16 protein-coding genes and 1 pseudogene are annotated in these 18241 nt (G+C 43.9%); 7 read left to right on the top strand and 10 right to left on the bottom strand.

What is annotated here, in order from left to right; genetic code table 11:
- Window positions 1-30: 30 nt before the first annotated feature.
- From ACED28_RS03705 to ACED28_RS03690, 4 genes are all read right to left on the bottom strand, one after another.
- On the bottom strand, window positions 31-378 hold the full coding sequence (locus ACED28_RS03705; protein ID WP_012600514.1) for a phasin family protein: 348 nt from the start codon (window positions 376-378) through the stop codon (window positions 31-33).
- Window positions 379-510: 132 nt separating this feature from the next.
- Window positions 511-1722, bottom strand: coding sequence for an acetyl-CoA C-acetyltransferase (locus ACED28_RS03700; protein ID WP_371709326.1), 1212 nt, complete (start codon window positions 1720-1722; stop codon window positions 511-513).
- Between the two features lie 26 nt (window positions 1723-1748).
- The gene (locus tag ACED28_RS03695; RefSeq protein ID WP_371709310.1) at window positions 1749-2489 is read right to left on the bottom strand and encodes an SDR family oxidoreductase; all 741 of its coding nucleotides are present in this window, start codon (window positions 2487-2489) and stop codon (window positions 1749-1751) included.
- A gap of 567 nt (window positions 2490-3056) precedes the next feature.
- Complete coding sequence (locus ACED28_RS03690; RefSeq protein WP_371709309.1) at window positions 3057-3737, bottom strand: SH3 domain-containing protein; 681 nt, start codon at window positions 3735-3737, stop codon at window positions 3057-3059.
- A gap of 96 nt (window positions 3738-3833) precedes the next feature.
- On the opposite strand from ACED28_RS03690, the gene ACED28_RS03685 reads away from it, so the two are divergent.
- The gene (locus ACED28_RS03685; RefSeq protein ID WP_012600510.1) at window positions 3834-4409 is read left to right on the top strand and encodes a hypothetical protein; all 576 of its coding nucleotides are present in this window, start codon (window positions 3834-3836) and stop codon (window positions 4407-4409) included.
- 260 nt (window positions 4410-4669) lie between these two features.
- Window positions 4670-4912 carry a hypothetical protein gene (locus ACED28_RS03680; protein WP_009845471.1) on the top strand — a complete coding sequence of 81 codons (243 nt, stop codon included), beginning with the start codon at window positions 4670-4672 and terminating at the stop codon, window positions 4910-4912.
- Between the two features lie 236 nt (window positions 4913-5148).
- Here the strand turns inward: ACED28_RS03680 and ACED28_RS03675 are convergent, their stop codons facing one another.
- Window positions 5149-5607: an Lrp/AsnC family transcriptional regulator gene (locus ACED28_RS03675; RefSeq protein WP_102250017.1), complete on the bottom strand. Its 459-nt coding sequence runs from the start codon at window positions 5605-5607 to the stop codon at window positions 5149-5151.
- A gap of 149 nt (window positions 5608-5756) precedes the next feature.
- On the opposite strand from ACED28_RS03675, the gene ACED28_RS03670 reads away from it, so the two are divergent.
- The gene (locus ACED28_RS03670; RefSeq protein ID WP_371709308.1) at window positions 5757-6686 is read left to right on the top strand and encodes a DMT family transporter; all 930 of its coding nucleotides are present in this window, start codon (window positions 5757-5759) and stop codon (window positions 6684-6686) included.
- 158 nt (window positions 6687-6844) lie between these two features.
- The gene (locus ACED28_RS03665; protein ID WP_029222913.1) at window positions 6845-7300 is read left to right on the top strand and encodes a hypothetical protein; all 456 of its coding nucleotides are present in this window, start codon (window positions 6845-6847) and stop codon (window positions 7298-7300) included.
- 267 nt (window positions 7301-7567) lie between these two features.
- Here ACED28_RS03665 and ACED28_RS03660 read toward each other — a convergent pair whose 3' ends face one another.
- Window positions 7568-7909 carry a YggL family protein gene (locus ACED28_RS03660; RefSeq protein ID WP_371709307.1) on the bottom strand — a complete coding sequence of 114 codons (342 nt, stop codon included), beginning with the start codon at window positions 7907-7909 and terminating at the stop codon, window positions 7568-7570.
- 252 nt (window positions 7910-8161) lie between these two features.
- On the opposite strand from ACED28_RS03660, the gene ACED28_RS03655 reads away from it, so the two are divergent.
- Window positions 8162-10189, top strand: a complete 2028-nt coding sequence (locus tag ACED28_RS03655) for a PhoX family phosphatase (protein WP_371709306.1) — start codon at window positions 8162-8164, stop codon at window positions 10187-10189.
- Window positions 10190-10453: 264 nt separating this feature from the next.
- Here the strand turns inward: ACED28_RS03655 and ACED28_RS03650 are convergent.
- The 3 genes and pseudogenes from ACED28_RS03650 to ACED28_RS03640 all read right to left on the bottom strand — a co-directional run bounded on the left by ACED28_RS03650 (window position 10454) and on the right by ACED28_RS03640 (window position 13662).
- Window positions 10454-11073, bottom strand: a pseudogene (locus ACED28_RS03650) (LysE family translocator).
- A gap of 136 nt (window positions 11074-11209) precedes the next feature.
- Window positions 11210-12496 (bottom strand): DEAD/DEAH box helicase, encoded by a 1287-nt coding sequence (locus tag ACED28_RS03645; RefSeq protein WP_012600498.1) that lies wholly within the window; start codon window positions 12494-12496, stop codon window positions 11210-11212.
- A gap of 182 nt (window positions 12497-12678) precedes the next feature.
- Window positions 12679-13662, bottom strand: a complete 984-nt coding sequence (locus tag ACED28_RS03640; protein WP_102249993.1) for a GTP-binding protein — start codon at window positions 13660-13662, stop codon at window positions 12679-12681.
- 540 nt (window positions 13663-14202) lie between these two features.
- On the opposite strand from ACED28_RS03640, the gene clcA reads away from it, so the two are divergent.
- Window positions 14203-15609 carry a H(+)/Cl(-) exchange transporter ClcA gene (gene clcA, locus ACED28_RS03635; RefSeq protein WP_029225590.1) on the top strand — a complete coding sequence of 469 codons (1407 nt, stop codon included), beginning with the start codon at window positions 14203-14205 and terminating at the stop codon, window positions 15607-15609.
- Window positions 15610-15910: 301 nt separating this feature from the next.
- Complete coding sequence (locus tag ACED28_RS03630) at window positions 15911-16891, top strand: TDT family transporter (protein WP_371709305.1); 981 nt, start codon at window positions 15911-15913, stop codon at window positions 16889-16891.
- Window positions 16892-17031: 140 nt separating this feature from the next.
- On the opposite strand, the gene hmpA is transcribed toward ACED28_RS03630, so the two are convergent.
- A complete protein-coding gene (hmpA, locus tag ACED28_RS03625; RefSeq protein ID WP_371709304.1) occupies window positions 17032-18228 on the bottom strand; it encodes an NO-inducible flavohemoprotein in 1197 nt (398 codons plus the stop codon).
- Window positions 18229-18241 lie beyond the last annotated feature (13 nt).

Below are 18241 nucleotides of genomic sequence, written 5' to 3'. Positions count from 1 at the left end.
TAAAACTGCCTCATTCGATGGCGATTAAATTTATGCAGGTGTGACTGTTTTCAAGTTTTCAGTTGTTAGTGTTTCAACATCGTCTTTGAATTCTTTGGCAGCCGCTTGCAATTTTGTACTGTCACTCATCATTTGCTGAGACAGTTGAGTTAATGCCGTGAGTTGTTGACTATTGAAAGCGGTCAGGCTGTTTACGTCTTTGATTTCGCTTACTGCCTTCATTTGAGAAAGACCCATATCCGTATAAGTCTGCATCGCATTCATTTGCAGTTCTGTCATCGTTTGAATGTTCTTAGCAACCAACTTGTTGAACTTTAAGTACGGTTCAAATTGCTTTTCTGTTTGGTCAGTAATTGTTTTGAAAATATCCGTGTACATAAGTAACTCCTGATGAATACATAGTTTAATAAATTTGTATAATCATCGTTTCAGCCAACATTCATCTATGAGCTCGCGATGCTTTGAAAAGCTGATCCGATGTTTTTAAGCTTGCTACCGATACCTTAGGCTCTAACCTTCAATACCTTTTAGCAAAACAGCGGTTCCCATTCCTCCACCCACACAGAGCGAAGCAACGCCATAAGTCGTTTTCTGTTCAAGCATTTCATAGATGAGTGAAACAATAATTCGATTGCCAGACGCACCTAGAGGGTGACCAAGCGCGATTGCACCACCATTCACATTGACCTTTGGCTTGAACGCATCAAGCGGTAAATCATGCTGCTCTGACAATTGGTACATTACGCCAAGGGCTTGTGCTGCAAACGCTTCATTCAATTCAAACAAATCGATTTCTTCGAGGGTGAGATTCGCTTTATCAAGCGCTTTAGAAACCGCTTCTACAGGTCCTAACCCCATGATCTTTGGGTCCAAACCTGACTGTGCGTAACTGGTCAGTTCCACTAAAGGTGTCAGGCCATATTTCGCTACCGCCGATTCAGACGCTAAGATAATGGCACTTGCGCCATCATTGATGCCCGAAGCGTTACCTGCCGTAACCGAACCTTCACGGTCAAAGGCTGGGCGAAGCTTTTGCAAAGCTTCGAATGTCGCGTCTGACTTCGGATACTCATCGGTATCAAAAATGACGGTTTGTCTGCGCTGCTTGACTTCTACAGGCACTATTTGCCCGCTAAACTTACCCGCCTCAATCGCTGCGACGGCTTTCTGTTGGCTTTCTAGGGCATAGTTATCTTGAGCTAGGCGCGAGATATTTAACGTGTTCGCGATATTTTCAGCCGTCATGCCCATGTGATAATGATTAAACGCATCGGTTAAGCCATCACCAACCAACAAGTCTTTCATCGAGATGTCACCCATTTTGTGACCATTACGAACACTCGCGGGCACTACAAAAGGGATTTGGGACATCACTTCAACGCCAGCAGCAATAACCACTTCAGCATCTTGTGCTTTGATGTGCGACGCTGCGTCCATCACCGACTTCATGCCGCTGCCGCAAATCATGTTCACACCGTATGCAGGTGTTTCCTCAGGTAACCCTGCATAGATGGAAGCCTGACGAGCAACCCCCATACCTTGACCTGCCGAAATCACATTACCAACGATCACTTCATCAATCGCATCCAACGAAAGATCGACAGACTCCAACGCGCCTTTGATCGCAACGCCAGCCAACTCGCCCGCAGATACGTTTTTTAGCGACCCGGTGAATGCACCAATAGGAGTGCGCTTAGCCGCAACCATAAATACTTTTTCCATCATTCCAATCCCTTCAGTTTCGCCAATTAGTGCATGTACAAGCCGCCATTCACAGACAATGTTTCACCTGTAATGTACGCCCCAGACTCACTCGCTAAAAAGCCAACTGCATCGGCAATTTCAACAGGCGTCGCTAACTGTTTCATTGGAATTTGATTCTTTATAGAATCAAGGACTTCAGGTTTCATTTGTTCAACCATAGGCGTGCCTGTGTAGCCAGGGGCAACAACATTTACCGTCACACCACTCCTAGCGCCTTCAGCGGCAAGCGCTTTTGAAAAACCAATCATCCCGGCTTTCGCTGCTGAGTAGTTAGTTTGTCCGAATTGACCTTTAAGACCATTGACGGAAGAGATGTTGATGACTCGGCAGTTACCCTTTTCACACATAGGCGCAAACAGTGGTTGAGTAACATTGAAAAGGCTGTTTAAGTTCGTTTCAATCACGTCTTTCCATGCTTCGGCATCCATCTTCTTAAAAACACTGTCACGCGTTATACCCGCATTGTTGACCAACACATCCACCGTGCCTTCTTCTTCTAACAACTTGCTTAAGCTCAGCGCACATTCCGCAGTATTGGTAACATCTAATTCAAACAATCTCACTTGATCTTCGGTGAATTGTTTTTCGTTAAACCAATCCAAGGCACATTGGTAATTCCCAGTAAAATAAGTCGCGATAACACGATAGCCGTCTGCAACTAACTTAGAGGAAATTGCTGAGCCGATACCGCCTTTTGACCCTGTAATTAAAGCAAGTTTTTTCATTAATGATTCCATCCCTTACAAGCAATTAAATAACAATGATGTTAATAAGATAATGTCTTAGTTGATAATTAAACTTTACGTTTTGCTTTAATTAAACCCTACAACTCAAAATCAAAAAGTATTATTACAAATAGATAATATTTTCGCATTATGATTAAAAACTAGACTTACATCCCAAAACCAATGAAATGTTAAATACATGTAAACAAATGCAAAACTCTGATATTAATAAAGTTTATTTAATTTCAGTTTTATCACTAAGCAGATAAGCCTTTGTTAATATGAGATAAACCTATATCTCTCAGCTTATTTCAAGAAGAATGCAATGTGGGAATTTGAAATGATTGATCATGAGAATAATAGGAAAGACCTTATTACTCATTAATAAATATTTAATGATGGTTATATATAATCTTCAATATGAATTGCAGGGTAAATAGAAAAACAAGCATTATAGGTAGCATAAAAAAGCCCACTCAATCTATGAGTAGGCTTTAGTTAATATCTTGGAAAAATAGAGTAATTAAAAGTCAGTGACGAATACCCATATTAAATGGGAGTCGGCTCCTACTTCGTGAATGTTTCATTAGTATTTACATCTAGATAAATTTTGTTTTCAAGAGACAACCCACCACAATAAATAAAATAAACATCTCGGTTACTGTATTTAACTGATTTAACCCAACCGCCTAACTCTTCAAAATCACTTGGGTCGCACTCCCCTTCAGAGATAAGTTTAGCTACCGTGTTGCGGAACTTCTCTTGATGGAGCTTCAGATCATCGGATTTAGATAAGTATGAATCTAGTATCTCTCTGTTTTCTTGCTCAGAGATAATCACTTCATCACTAGATAGCCCAGACATTGAAATCCATTCCGCCGTCTGTGGTCCGCCTTCCTTTAAAACAATATAGTCAGAGATACGAGCCCATTCGCCTTGCTTCTCTAGTAGTTCGACCTTTTCACCCTTATAAAGATAGTCGGTTATCAAACCATCAATTTCGGGCTGCTCGACTACTTTTAGTTTTCTATCTAAAACGTAGAACTCAGTCTGTTCTGGCTCAGGCTGAGTAGTAGTGAGGGATGCAAGGTCAGATTCAGATTGCGCCGCGACTTCAACAGCCGACGCTTCCTCTTTCTCTGGCGGAGTGGGGTCTTTTTTCATGACGAAGAAATAGTATGCAGCCCCTCCTCCGCCCAATATTAATAACACAAGTAAAGCGATCAGCGCTTTTTTCATCAAATCCACCAGCTCTTCCGTTTTAGGTATGTTTCAAGTGTACATCAACTCATGTTGCTGCTCATCTATACTCTTAATAGAGAGCGAGTTAAGTAGAGGTAAATCATGAATTTTTTGGTGAAGGTTGTCATTATAAGTGTACCTCTGAGTGCCGATATCGCGTTAGCAGACCATTGTGACCGTGAAAACTGGCAAACACTGTTAGATCGCCAGTTATCATTTGAAGAACGCTATAATCAATACACCAAAGAATTTAACCAAGTTCTCTCGACCTATGAATCACAAACGTTGCTATCTAAACATTTCAACGAAAAGCAGATCATTGGGCTTTGGGCAAAGTACGAACAAAGATTTAATGTGCAGCTCAATAGTCATATGAATACCGCTTATGATGTCTCTGAGGTTCTATTAAAACAGGCGTATATTGTGTCTACAGAACTAGATGGAGCGGAGTCTCTAACGCATTCGTGGCAAACCATAGCTAAACACTGCGCTAAAGCAAGACTACCGCGTCAAACAGAAAGTGCACAGGTACACGTACAAAGCTCACAATCACTCTCGCAAGATCTTTATACACTCAGTAAAAAATTTCGTCAGCTCTCTTCAAAATACCGTAAAGAAGCGACGATGATTGACGAAGCTCGCCACACAAACCAACCGATAAACGATGTACAAAACTGAAATGATTACTCACTTGCTTAACTTGATTATCCCAATAATCATAGTTCGAACAAACCAACACATTCAGAAATATAATCAGTCAAAGCTTTATCAATAAGTTGTAAAACTAATGTGGTAACTATCAACAATGACGTTCAATTTCCGACCAATGCAAGCGACTATGTGAGATATTCATCACAAAATAGATTTACAAACGCCAGAAAATTGTTATCATGATTATTCATATAACTTAATAACAAGAAATATTTTGGCTAGGTAATATGCAAAAAACTATGGCTTTCAACTGCTTGAGTAACACGGAAGGGACTGCAGAGATAAGAGGTAAACTTTTATCTGTCGCTAAACACATGGAAGAGTTCGGTTCAGTAAGTGAGCTAGAGCTATGTAAGATATTTGGAGAGACGATTTGGAATGACGGTGTGGATTATCATTCACATGCTTTTTCATTCAGAATCAACGCTCAAACCGGGGATTGTTCAATCTCTAACTTTAAGTATCACTAAGTTTTGCACCTATCATATATGGAGTACCTTTCACGAGGTGCTCCGTTTTTTATTGTTGCGTATCCGCATTCGTCAGATAGCCGTTAATAGCGACCGTACTTCCTATTAGTCATAAAATCATTTCTTTTTCAGCTCATGTCATCGGGCAGCGTGTCACCTACCTACGGCTTAGTCGGTGTAAACTGTTAGTTCGTATAGACAGTTTGTTCGTATAAACCGTTAGCTCGTATAAACCGTTAGCTCGTATAAACCGGAAGTGGCGCATTGCCTTTCACTTGCCTAATCGCAAGATGGGTATGTATGTCTTTTACGTTGGAGAGTCGCTGTAGCTTTCTGGTAAATGCTTCGTAAGCCATCAAGTTAGGGCTGACAACTTCTAACAAGTAATCATAAGCCCCAGATACAACGTGGCAGCTGATGACCTCTTCCATCTCGACAACCGCACTTTCAAATTTATCAATCGACACTTCTTGGTGGTTGTTCAAGCTCACCTCAACAAACACGCTCATTGCGATGCCGACCTGTTCCCGTGACAGGCTCACACGGTAGCCATCAATAATCCCTTTTTCTTCCAGTCTTTTGATGCGCCTCGCGCACGGTGAAGCCGATAAGCCAACTTCATCAGCTAACTCAGCGGTGGTTAGCCTGCCGTCTTTCTGAAGCAACTCAAGAAGATGTCTATCAATCCTATCCATAGCAAATACCAATTATTGGTTAAATTCGTTAACAATTGGCAAGATATTAGCAGAAATCATCAACTACAACTCAAGTTAGAACAAAACTTGCCAACCTATGGCACACCAAGTACCCCATAATTAATCATCATTCACTTTCCTTGTTTATTATGAAGCTTGGCTACCTATCTATTATTGTCACTCTGCTCATCTGGGCGAGCTTTTTCCTTTCTCTTAAAGGCGGCGCAAATTCAGACTTAACACCTGCAGACATCGCACTGACTCGATTCCTCATACCAGCATTGGCGCTATTACCTTTGGTGTGGAAAGCACGTAGCACGATCGCTGCTGTCCCGAATCGATACTTGGCCGGTATGTTTGTGGGGTGCGGGTTACCTTATTTACTCGTTGCAGGAACAGCCATGCAGTTCGTTCCGGTATCACACGGGAGTGCTTTAGTTCCGGGAACGCTTCCTCTATTCGTAACAGGGATCGCGGTACTCTTTTTTAAGCAGCCGCTTAGCCGACACCGTGTCGTTGGTTTAGGTCTGGTTTCGCTTGGGATATTGTTGTTTCTGGGAAGTAGCTTAAGCAGCTTCAACTTTGAATATACCAAAGGTCACGTGTTGTTTTTGTTTGGCAGCTTGATGTGGGCGACTTTTACCATCTCAGCACGTGTTGCCAACCTTAATGCGCTCGTGAGTGCAGGTTTTATCTCATTCTGTTCCACCTTGCTGTTGCTGGTCCTTATCCTTACAGGAACCCTCCCTAGCCATTTAATGAGCACACCAATTGCTCAATGGCCAGTCACAGAGCTTGCCGCACATTCAGCGGTGCAAGGCGTCGGTGCAGGCTTAATAGCGGCATTCACTTATCTCTATGCTGTCAATACATTAGGAGCAGAGCGCTCAGCCGCCTTTGGCAGTGCAACACCCGCCGTTGCAACTTTGTTGGCGATCCCACTGTTTAACGAGATTCCAGATACGATGACTTGGTTAGCGCTTGGTTCAATTTGTATTGGCAGCTTGGTCGCGAGTAACATTTTCATGAGAAACGACCAGTCTATGCAATATCAACCGCCAAGCCATAGCAAAGCCTGATACTGCGTTCAAACCTAAATACAGTTTCCCTAAACATCAATTTTAGGGCTTGTAGTACATAGATAAGCCTACAAACGTAGGCTTATCTAAAATCTGCTTTTTCTGAACTCGCTTCTCCATTAAACTGTCTGACCTTTTTGCAGATCCAAGAGAACACCATGCAACGCGATTACACTTTAACTTGCTTAAACAACATGCCTCGTGAAGAACTAGAAGAATTTAGTTTAAGAATGATTCATCGCCTTGTCCCTGAAGATGCAATGACGGAACTGTTTACGTTCGAACAGGAAGAAGTGACCAATGAAGAGCGTATGCAATCAGCGAAGTTTGATGCGATGCTGCGAATGACAGCAATCGCGCTGAGTGAAGTGAATCTTGCGTTTAGTGAGTCGGATAACTCACAGCAAAACATCGAGCGCATGACTCGACTGTTGCTTTGGCACTTCTATGCAATGTCGTTCAACCTTGAACAAGCGATCAGCCTTGAAACTCACTGTGACAAAGTCGAGAAGATTTTGTCGAAAGCACCGACAGAAGCATTTGGTTGGGTTAAAGAGCTCACAGAGTTGCTGCACTTCTATGCAAAAGTGAACGAAGAAAACGACGCTAAGTAAAGAGCACTAAGTCACGGGACGAATTGAAAAAGCGCATATTTCCAATTCTGCTTCAAACACTCCAACAAGTTGCTCGCTCCCCCTTGGACAAGTCGTACAGGTTCTAAATCGAAGAAACCTACAACACTCGAAACCCGAGGTCTGGTGTTGAGCTGACCAAACGTAAAAGGCCCAATCGATATACCGACTGGGCCTTTCACTGATGTATAAAACTTCTCTCAGGAAAGCTCTATTCGCTTCCAACTGAGCTAGCCGAACAACACCAATTTAGAATGCGTAGTTTGCGTCAACAAGTTCGCTTACTTCAACTTTGCTTACTTCTGCGCGAGCTTCAAGCCACTGCGCTACTTGCAGTTGCTCTGCTTCTGTCACTGAACGGTAGCGCTCAATACAACATAAGAAACCTTCGAACAGCTCTAAACCACCGCCACCAAAGCACAGGCCGATGCTGTCGATAAAATCGATAAATTCATCGATGAACACATCGTATTGGTCAAAATCAGCAATCGAAGTCGTGCAGCTTACTTCAAAACCTAAAATAGAGAATTCACCTAGGTATAATTTCTTGCGTAGGCGACGATTTTTGTTTTCGATTTTATCTAATTTCATAACTGTCTCTCTTTTCGTTTGATAAAGCATTTATACACAGTTCCTCGTTAATTCCCAAGAGTTTTGTATTACACGAGAGGCTTAACGGGAAAAATCGTGCTGCAGAAACAAAACCTTAATCAAAACTATAAAAATCTGTCACTTAACTGCTTCACGATTGGTCACACATTGAACCAACTATTAACTCATTAGAAATAGCTTGGTTACACGTGAATAACGAATAATAAAGTCAGCCAACAGGAAGCAGTCCCGATGAGCAAGGAAACATTTGATAGCACTCGTTTTAACAAGAGTAACAACAAGCCCTTCGAAGAAGTTCTAGATGCGAACCTTTCAAGAAGAAACGTTCTGAAAGGCGGTCTTGGCATCAGTGCAATGACCGCCTTTGGCGCATTTGGTTTAGCGGGTCACAGCACGGCTAACGCTACGACAATGCAAGCAACGGGCGCGCACAAAAGCACCGCAACACTTGCCTTCGAATCGGTTAAAGGCTCTTTGACAGACAGTGTCATCGTACCAAAAGGCTATACAGCACAAGTATTGGTTCCTTGGGGTACCCCACTAAACAAGCAAGGCAAGGCTTGGTTAAAAGATGGAACCAACAATGCACAAGATCAAGCGAACTCACTGGGCATGCACCACGACGGCATGCACTTCTTCCCGCTTGATGGCAACAGTAACGACGGTTTGTTGGTGATCAACCACGAATACATCGACCAAAAAGCGCTGCACGCCAACGGCCCAACATACAACGAAGGCGCTCGCCCTAGCCTTGATGAAGTACGTAAAGAGATCAACGCGCACGGCGTGAGTGTTGTTCGAGTAAAACTTGAAGGCAACCAATGGGTGATGGTCGATAACGATCCACTGAACCGCCGCTACACAGGCGCAACAGTAATGGACCTGTCTGGCCCTGTTGCTCACAGTGAGTTTACTAAAACCAAATTCTCACAAGACGGCAGCCAAGCTCGCGGCACGCTGAACAACTGTGGTAATGGCTACACACCTTGGGGCACTTTCCTAACATGTGAAGAGAGCTGGCCGGGTTATTTTGTTAATAAAGGCGAGACAACGCCAGCACAAGAACGTATTGGCATCGCAACCGACAAAACACGTTACGGTTGGGACACGCTTTCTGGCAACCAACAAGAACGCTTAGACGAGTTTGCACGCTTTGACGTAACACCAAGCGCTGATTCGCCGATTGATGACTACCGTAACGAAGCACATGGTCACGGCTACATTGTTGAAATCGACCCATACACAGCGAACTCTCGCGCTAAGAAACGTTCAGCATTGGGTTGTTTCCGTCATGAAGGTTGTACGTTTGGTAAGTTGACCGAAGGCGAGCCAATCGTGTTCTATTCTGGCCACGACTCTCGTTTTGAATACCTGTACAAATTCGTTTCTGAAGAGAAATGGGACCCGCGTGACGCTGAGCCAAGTAACCGTCTAAGTGCGGGTGACAAGTACATGGACAAAGGCACACTATATGTGGCTAAGTTCAACGATGATGGTTCAGGCACTTGGCTACCGCTAACTCTGAGTAGCAAGACCACGAACGGCGGCAAACTTGGTGATTCATTTGATTCTCAAGCAGCGCTTATCATCAATACAGCAGGCGCAGCCGACCTTGTAGGCGCAACGCCAATGGATCGCCCTGAATGGTGCTCTGTTGACCCAATGACGGGGACGGCTTACCTTACGCTGACTAATAACAACAAGCGTAAAGAAGCGAACTCTGCGAACCCTCGCGTAGACAACAAGTTCGGTCATGTAATTCGTTGGGATGAAGGCAAAACAGCAGGCGAGTTCGATTGGGATATCTTTGTCTTCGGTTCTCCAGCAGTGGAAGACAAGTCAATTAACCGCTCAGGTCTAACAGACATGAACCAATTCGCGAGCCCTGATGGCTTAGCGTTTGATGCTCGTGGTATTTTATGGATTCAAACAGATAACGGCGCAGACGAAGTTACAGGCTACACCAACGATCAAATGCTGGCTGTTGTTCCATCTCAGTTAACGGATGACAAAGGCAACAGCGCGGTGATTGACGTAAATAACCAAGCACAGCTTAAACGCTTCTTTGTGGGGCCAAACGGTTGTGAAGTGACTGGCTTTACCATCAGCCCAGATTTCAAATCACTATTCGTGAACATTCAACACCCTGCAAACTGGCCATCATCAGACGATGCAACTGCACAAACTCAAGGCAATGTTCGCCCAAGAGCATCTACCGTTGTGATTCGTCGTGAAGACGGCGGTGAAATCGCGGTTTAATAAGCAAATCTACCTAAGATCAGCAACCTTACTGTTATCTAGTTTCTGTTCGCTAGTTAAGTAAAATCAAAAAAGAGCGATAAGGCCAAATGCCCTATCGCTCTTTTTTAAATTCTATACGATCTTTGATTCAACTAATGATCTGCGACTTTGTAAACTGCTCTTCACCCCAAACCAAATCACGCACCGTCATCCTCGAGAAGGAGGAACGACTGAGTCGGGGATCTCAACCGTTATCGTTGTTCGCAATACCGTTAGCCATAGCTAACTCACGAACAACCACACGCCAACGCCCATCATTAACGTACCTGCAATACGGTTCATCAACTTAACGTTATCGGCTTTACCCAGCATATGTTTTAGGCTCTTACCGCCTGTCGCGTATAAGGTCATGCAAACAAACTCAGAAACCAGAATAATAGACACTAAAATCAACAACTGCGGTGCTAAGTCTTTATTGCTGTTAATAAAAGGAGGCAGTAACGAAATCATGAATGCCCAGCCTTTCGGGTTCGCAATCGCTGTCACGAAGCCTTGAACCACCAAGTCCCAATCATTGCTGACTTTTGTTGTTTGGTTGTCAGTGCTGATCGCCAGTTTGCCTCTCGAACGCCACATCTGAACGCCTAGATAGAACAAGTAAGCTGCACCAACAAATTTGAAGCCCGTAAATAGCCACGGGTAGTTAAACATAATAGATGCAATACCTAATACCGCGGCAATGGAAACCACCGCAACACCAGCCAATTCACCGATCATCATCCATAATGTACGCTTGTATCCAACACTCATTCCTAGCGTCAAAGCCAAGGTCATACACATACCGGCGTGATTGACACAAAAAAAAATGTGGGAATAAAAGCCCAAAGTAGTGCGCTATCCATATTATTACCTTATCGACTTATTTTTATTTAAGTGTTTAGCTTGTTGAGCTGTCTTTCTAAGGAGCTACCTTATATTTAGCGACACAACGAAAAAGAGCCACAATACAGTGGCTCTTTTCCATTACCAACCGTAATTTTACTTACGACGGTTTTTAATTCGCTTCATCATAGTCAAACGACGTTCAGCGCTTGCTTGATCTTGTGGCTCTTCGTTCGCGTTGTTCTTACGACCCTGACGGTTTTTGTACGCCGATTTAGTGTTCAGCTTCTCGATGTAAGCATCACGTTTCTTCGGTTCATAACCCGGTTGTTCAACACGGCGAATACGTTGTTGAATCAGTTTTTCGACTTGAACAACAGTCAGCTCTTCTTCGCGGTTAACAAAAGAGATTGCATGACCTTGTTTACCAGCACGACCTGTACGACCAATACGGTGAACGTAGTCTTCCGCTAGGAAAGGCATGTCATAGTTAATTACGTGTGGTAAGTCTTCGATATCAAGGCCACGTGCCGCAACGTCGGTTGCAACCATTACGCGCGCTCTGCCTTCTTTGAAGTCATCCAACGCACGACGACGAGCACTTTGCGCTTTATCACCGTGACAAAGTACCGCTTTAATGCCGTCAAGCTTGAGCTCTTTAACTACATCGTTTGCTGTTTCTTTGTAGTTCACGAAAACAAGCACTTGGCGCCAGTTTTTACGACCGATCAGCTCAGAAAGTAACTCTGTTTTACGCTCTTGATCAACTGGATACACCACGTGACCAACAGTTGCAGCCGTTGAGTTTTCACGCTCAACACTGATACGTTTTGGTTTACGCAGAATATCAACAGACAGTTGGTTTAACTGAGTAGAAGTCGTTGCAGAGAACATCATGATTTGCGGTGATGTTTCTACATCTAGCATGATCTTACGAACGGCATTGATAAAGCCCATATCAAGGATACGGTCAGCTTCATCAAATACTAGAAATTCTAGGTTTGCGATAGACACGTTACCCGCTTCTAAGTGCTCTTCTAAACGGCCAGGTGTTGCAACCAAAATATCCACACCCAGCTCTAGTTGACGAACTTGTGAAGACATCTTGTTACCACCGTAAACCGCAGAAACGCTTAGTTCCGTGTATTTAACGTAGTCTTTAATGTTTTGAGCGATCTGCGCAGCAAGCTCACGAGTTGGAGCAAGAATAAGGCCGCGAGCCGTTCCTCTAGACGCCTTTTTGCCGCTGTTCAAAAGGTGTTGGATAACAGGTAATGAAAATGCCGCTGTTTTACCCGTACCGGTTTGAGCAGTAGCAAAAATATCATGGCCTTTACGAGCCATTGGAATCGCTTTTTGTTGAATTGGAGTGAGTTTTTCATAACCACACTCAGTCAACGCTTTGACTAATTCAGGAGCAAAACCTTGAGAGGAAAATGACATTGTTACGGGTTCCTTAAGCAGACAGCCTACATTCTTATTTCAGCCGAGCACTATAAAGTAATTAGAGTGATTTATCTCACATTTATCGTGATATGACGCAAACTTTCTCATTTAATCTGGTGTTTACCCCACCTTCAACGAAGTAAACACCGAGATCATCAGTTCAAACAGTAAAAATGGCGCTATTTGATGCCACACAGCTTGAGTAGAATCTGCTCGAGATCGTCCCAAGGCATTAACTGCGAGTCGATCACTTCCAGTCTTGATTCAAAACCATCCAGTGTAATTTCGTTCACTGACACCACTTGATTCGCCACGTTGAACGCGTAGCAACCTTGGTCAGTATTCACCACGGCTTTTACACGCTCAGCCGTAAGATCCGATAACATAGAGAATAGTGCATCAAAGTCGAACTTATGCTCTGCGCCAAATAGCCAACCGCAACTGAAATAGCCCTGACCTTTATTCTCTTTACGGATGAAAGCTTCACCGGGAGGCAGTTGGAATTGAGGCTCTTGTTCAGCGTGATCGTGATGATGCGCTTCAATATGAGAGGAAGCACTGCCGTATACTCTTTCAATGTCCAACACTTCCAATGGCACTTCACCATCGTGAATCAGCTTATGGAACACTTTTGCAGGTGTTTGATCCGTCACCCAATCATTGAATGCGTCGATATCTTCAGAGTGAACCAAATCTACTTTGGTTCCGATAATCACGTCAGCACTATCTAATTGATCATTGAAGTTCTGATTAGACGTATATTTATCAATCGACAGATTTCTTGGGTCAACCAAACCTAGCGTCGCTTTTAGGTCAACGTAAGGTGTGTATTGCTCTGAAGTTAACGTCGCAATAACCTGCTTTGGATGACCAAGCCCTGTAGGTTCAATCAATAAACGGTCCGGCTTCTGGCGTAGTAAAGCATTAATACCCACTGACATAGGCACACCAGCGGTACAGCACATGCAGCCACCCGGTACTTCTTTAATCAAAGCACCTTGATCTGTCATCAATGCGCCATCGATGCCAATTTCCCCGAACTCATTAACCAGAACAGCCCAGTTTTCATTCTCAGGTTTATTTTTGAGCAGGTTCAAAATAGCTGTCGTTTTGCCAACACCCAAGAAACCCGTAATTATGTTTGTAGGAACTTTTTTGGTCATATCAGTTCTCCTTTTTTTAGGAGTATATACACAATCACGGAGAAATTGACCCCAATCGCTTGTTTATACGGAGAATGATTTAAGCCAGAAGTTGTATGAGTGTCACTAGAAAGGGGGGAACTATGAAAAAGGAATGCTCCAGACGAACTAAAGGCGTACTTACTCAGTACGCCTCACCCTCGTTACTCAATCGTGAGTTCGCGAATCAGGAAGCCTTAAATATCGACCTGAACATTTAACGAGGAACTAAAACTTTATTCTGAATCCATCCAAATTGTGTGTAAAACCTCACTTCTCCTTGCGGTTCGTTATGTTGCTTTACGATTTAACTATGGTTCATTTTTGGGGATATTCAAGCCGCCACCGGAGAATCGATCAAAATTGTGACGGCGATTCAACTATTGCCTATAGATTCCATTTATGTAACACGTATATTCCATAAATGAAATTCAACTTTGCATCTTTGCTGCTATAGGATATGCAGAGGACGCGTATAATTTATTGCAGTCCCGCCTCAACCCATTCAGGAGCCTTATCTCAATGACCAGAAGAGAGAAAATTAAGCAGTCCCTACTCGCCAAAATGCCAAGGGATGCTATTAATCAATTTCTCTCAAGAGATAAAACACCCGCTTCCGTTCTCTTTCTTTCTTGTATTGTAGGTGTACTTGCTGGCGTGGTAGGTACCTATTTCGAAGTCGCGGTTCATTTCATCACCGAAACTCGTACCGATTGGCTTAAAGATGAAATAGGTAGCTATTTACCTCTTTGGCTGGCCGCTTTCCTTATTAGTGCTGCATTTGCCTTTATTGGTTACTTCCTCGTTCACCGCTTTGCTCCAGAGGCTGCAGGCTCAGGCATCCCCGAAATTGAAGGGGCGATGGACGGTATGCGCCCTGTTCGATGGTGGAGAGTATTGCCAGTAAAATTCTTTGGCGGTATGGGCGCCTTAGGTTCTGGGATGGTTTTAGGACGAGAAGGACCAACCGTTCAAATGGGCGGCAGTATTGGTCGCATGGTCACCGATATCTTTCGAGTCAAAGATGACGACGCCCGACATTCACTACTGGCTTCGGGTGCCGCAGGTGGTTTGGCCGCAGCATTCAACGCACCACTCGCCGGAATCATGTTTGTAGTAGAAGAAATGAGACCACAGTTTCGCTACTCACTCATATCAATTAAAGCCGTCATCATCTCCGCGGTTTCAGCCAACATCGTTTTTCGATCAATCAACGGACAATCTGCCGTTATCACTATGCCTCAATACCAACCGCCTGAACTGGATGCTCTGTGGTTATTCTTGTTGTTAGGCGTGTTGTTCGGCCTGTTTGGTGTGATTTTCAATAAGCTGATTACACTTTCGCAAGACCTGTTTGTGGCAATACACAAGAATGACCGTAAACGCTACTTAATGACAGGTTCCCTGCTGGGCGGTTGCTTTGGCTTATTGCTGCTCTATATACCCGAGTTGACTGGCGGTGGTATTGGTATCATCCCGAACATCACGAATGGCAACTACAGCGCAAACGTGCTGCTGTTAATCTTCTTAGGGCGCGTGCTCACCACGCTACTTTGTTTCGGCTCTGGTGCACCGGGTGGTATCTTTGCACCAATGCTTGCCTTAGGAACACTCTTTGGATACGCGTTTGGGCTTATCGCGGCTGCATTCTTCCCTGAACTGAACATAGAGCCGGGTATGTTTGCGATTGCCGGCATGGGCGCCTTATTTGCCGCCACGGTGCGAGCGCCTATCACTGGCATACTGTTGGTTATTGAAATGACCAATAACTACTACCTCATCTTACCGTTGATAATCACCTGCTTGGGCGCGGTAATCATTGCTCAGATGTTAGGTGGTCAGCCAATTTACAGCCAACTACTTAACCGTACGCTGAAAAACGAGAAACTAAGACAGCAAGATCTCCCTCAGCAAGAGGAAGTTCGTTAATTGCATTGAAAACGTCAGTTCAAATGTGGGACTTAAACGTAACTCGTTAAGTTCCACTAATACAGTCAAATTCCACTACTACAATAAGCAAACCAAGCTCAATATTTATAGAACACTCAAGAAAATCAAAAACACTTTCATCGCGCTTTATATATCAATTTCGAATCAAAACCTTAAAAGCAAACGTTAAACTTGCTATTATCCACGAAATTATTTACATGCCTAACAACACCGATTGTGAGCATGACTGAACGTTTTGATTAGAGTATACGTTCTACATTTAACTGAGTGGAGCAAGTCGTTGAACTGGAGAAGATTAACCCAAGTAAAGAATGTTCCACCATCTCAGGCATCTTTAGCACTTGGCGTTATAGGGCTGGGGCAAGCTTGGGCATTATATCTTCCAGGGGTTGGTGAGCTCATTCGTTCTTACCTTGCTGCGTTTGGCGCACTGTTATTGCTGCCCGTTTTACTTCGTTATCTCACCAGCTTTAATACTTTCATCAATGACATTCGTCACCCGCTTAGTGGAAGCTTGATGGCGCCGATGAGCATGGCGTTATTGATTCTATGTGACTATCTGGCCGAGATATCTCCAATAATCGCCTATCCAGTCTGGTTCTGCGCGTTGTTGTTGCATTTTACCATGATGGTGTTGTTCTTTAGTTTCCAGATCCTCAATTTCAAAATGTCGAACATTGTGCCGAGTTGGTTCCTGTATCCCGTGGGGTTAATCAGCAGTTCCTTAGCAGGTACACAGTTTGGACACACCGTTTTTTCAGAGACACTGGCGGCCACTTGTATCGGTATCTATTTCCTCATGCTGCCAGTGGTGTTGTATCGCTTGGTGTTCGAAGGAAACCTGCCACGCCGAGCAAGACCAACACTCGCAATCATGGCGGCTCCGGTTAACTTATCTTTAGCCGCTTACTTGGTGAACTTCGACAACCCAGATCCGATTCTGACAGGAGCATTGGCTGGCATTGCTATCACCATGACTCTATTGATTTACTTATGTTACATCCGTCTAATGCGTCTGAAGTTCCAACCTTCGATTGCAGCCGTCACCTTCCCGTCCGTGATCAGCGCCATTGCTATGCACCGCTTAACCACATTTTTCGGTGCTGAATACCCACAATGGTATTGGCTGCATAAATTCGGCTTCTTTGAATTAACCATCGCGACCATCCTAGTGATTTGGGTGGCAGGCGGTTATGTGAAAATGTACTGGCCTGAGTTTTTTGATTCTGATTACATGTCCAAAAAGGTTAAGCGTTCTTAAAACGAACGCCATAAGATCTTACCTTGATCACCCCCTACTCCAATATCCAATTGTCTCTCGCTGGACAAACCAAACGAAAAAAGGCCTCACACTGTGAGGCCTTTGAATAGGCAAGGAATTAATAGATCAGGCGACTACGATTAGAAATCGGCGTGAGGGCCAAAGACTTCGTAGTGTACGCGTGAGCGATCGACTTTAAGTGCGTCTAACTGCTCTACGATGTTCTTCATGAAACCAACAGGGCCACAGATATAGAAATCACTCTCTTCAAAGCCTTTAGTATCGGAGATAGACGCTAGATCCATTTGACCTTGATGTGTGTTCTCACACGCAGACTCGCCTTTGTTCATGTACCACGTTTTCGCTTCCCAACCTTTATCGGCAACAATATCTTTAACGCGAGTCGTGAAAGAGTGTTGACCTACGTTTTCACAAGCGTGAAGGTACAGTACAGGTTCGTTTTTCTGCTGGTTGTTTAAGAACTCAAGCATTGATTGCATTGGTGTTACACCCACACCTGCAGAGATAAGCGTTACTGGCTTGCTACGCTCTTGATACATGAAGTCACCCGCTGGGGCATATAGGCTAACTTCATCACCGACAGCAACAGTATCGTGCATGTGATTAGATACTACGCCTTGAGTTTCTTGACCTTGGCCTTCACGTTTCACAGAAATTCGGTACTGCTTGCCGTTTGGCTTGTCTGATAGTGAGTATTGACGGATCTCGCTGTACTGAGCACCTTCAGGTTTCACTTCGATACCAATATATTGTCCTGGCGTATAATCCAGAACGTCACCGCCATCTTTTGGTTGTAGGATGAAGCTTGTTACTAATGCTGATTCTTCAATTTTATCTGCAATTACGAATGCACGTGCAGCTTCCCAACCACCAACAGCTTGCTTGCGTTGTAGGTAAAGTTCTGCTTCACGGTCGATGAATACTTGCGCTAAGAATAGGTAAGCCGCAGTCCACGCTTCTTCTACTTCAGGTGTGAATGCATCAGCAGCTAATTCACGCAGTGTTTCAATTAGGTGAAGACCAACGATTTGGTAATGGTCTGGTTGAATATTAAAGCTTGTGTGTTTCTGTGCAATACGCTCAACCGCTGAGGTTAACGCTGCTAGATTTTCGATGTTCTTTGCATAAGCCGCGATAGCTTCAAACAGTGCGACACCTTGGCGACCTGTTCTTTGGTGAGTCATATTGAAGATATCTTTCAATTCAGGGTTATGCGTGAACATGCGTTGATAGAAGTGTTGAGTTAAAGCAGGGCCTGCGCTTTCTAAAAGAGGAATCGTCGATTTGATGATGTTGATATGTAGATTGTTTAGCATTGATTTACTCCGA

This window comes from Vibrio sp. 1F253 (genome assembly GCF_041439295.1).
In the GTDB taxonomy this organism is placed as follows: domain Bacteria; phylum Pseudomonadota; class Gammaproteobacteria; order Enterobacterales; family Vibrionaceae; genus Vibrio; species Vibrio tasmaniensis_A.
This window is presented reverse-complemented; position numbering and strand designations above follow the sequence as displayed.

Coding starts and splice junctions, on each gene's coding strand:
- ACED28_RS03705 (WP_012600514.1), bottom strand. CDS start 378: ATGTACACGGATATTTTCAAAACAATTACTGACCAAACAGAAAAGCAA.
- ACED28_RS03700 (WP_371709326.1), bottom strand. CDS start 1,722: ATGGAAAAAGTATTTATGGTTGCGGCTAAGCGCACTCCTATTGGTGCA.
- ACED28_RS03695 (WP_371709310.1), bottom strand. CDS start 2,489: ATGAAAAAACTTGCTTTAATTACAGGGTCAAAAGGCGGTATCGGCTCA.
- ACED28_RS03685 (WP_012600510.1), top strand. CDS start 3,834: ATGAATTTTTTGGTGAAGGTTGTCATTATAAGTGTACCTCTGAGTGCC.
- ACED28_RS03680 (WP_009845471.1), top strand. CDS start 4,670: ATGCAAAAAACTATGGCTTTCAACTGCTTGAGTAACACGGAAGGGACT.
- ACED28_RS03675 (WP_102250017.1), bottom strand. CDS start 5,607: ATGGATAGGATTGATAGACATCTTCTTGAGTTGCTTCAGAAAGACGGC.
- ACED28_RS03670 (WP_371709308.1), top strand. CDS start 5,757: ATGAAGCTTGGCTACCTATCTATTATTGTCACTCTGCTCATCTGGGCG.
- ACED28_RS03665 (WP_029222913.1), top strand. CDS start 6,845: ATGCAACGCGATTACACTTTAACTTGCTTAAACAACATGCCTCGTGAA.
- ACED28_RS03660 (WP_371709307.1), bottom strand. CDS start 7,909: ATGAAATTAGATAAAATCGAAAACAAAAATCGTCGCCTACGCAAGAAA.
- ACED28_RS03655 (WP_371709306.1), top strand. CDS start 8,162: ATGAGCAAGGAAACATTTGATAGCACTCGTTTTAACAAGAGTAACAAC.
- ACED28_RS03645 (WP_012600498.1), bottom strand. CDS start 12,496: ATGTCATTTTCCTCTCAAGGTTTTGCTCCTGAATTAGTCAAAGCGTTG.
- ACED28_RS03640 (WP_102249993.1), bottom strand. CDS start 13,662: ATGACCAAAAAAGTTCCTACAAACATAATTACGGGTTTCTTGGGTGTT.
- clcA (WP_029225590.1), top strand. CDS start 14,203: ATGACCAGAAGAGAGAAAATTAAGCAGTCCCTACTCGCCAAAATGCCA.
- hmpA (WP_371709304.1), bottom strand. CDS start 18,228: ATGCTAAACAATCTACATATCAACATCATCAAATCGACGATTCCTCTT.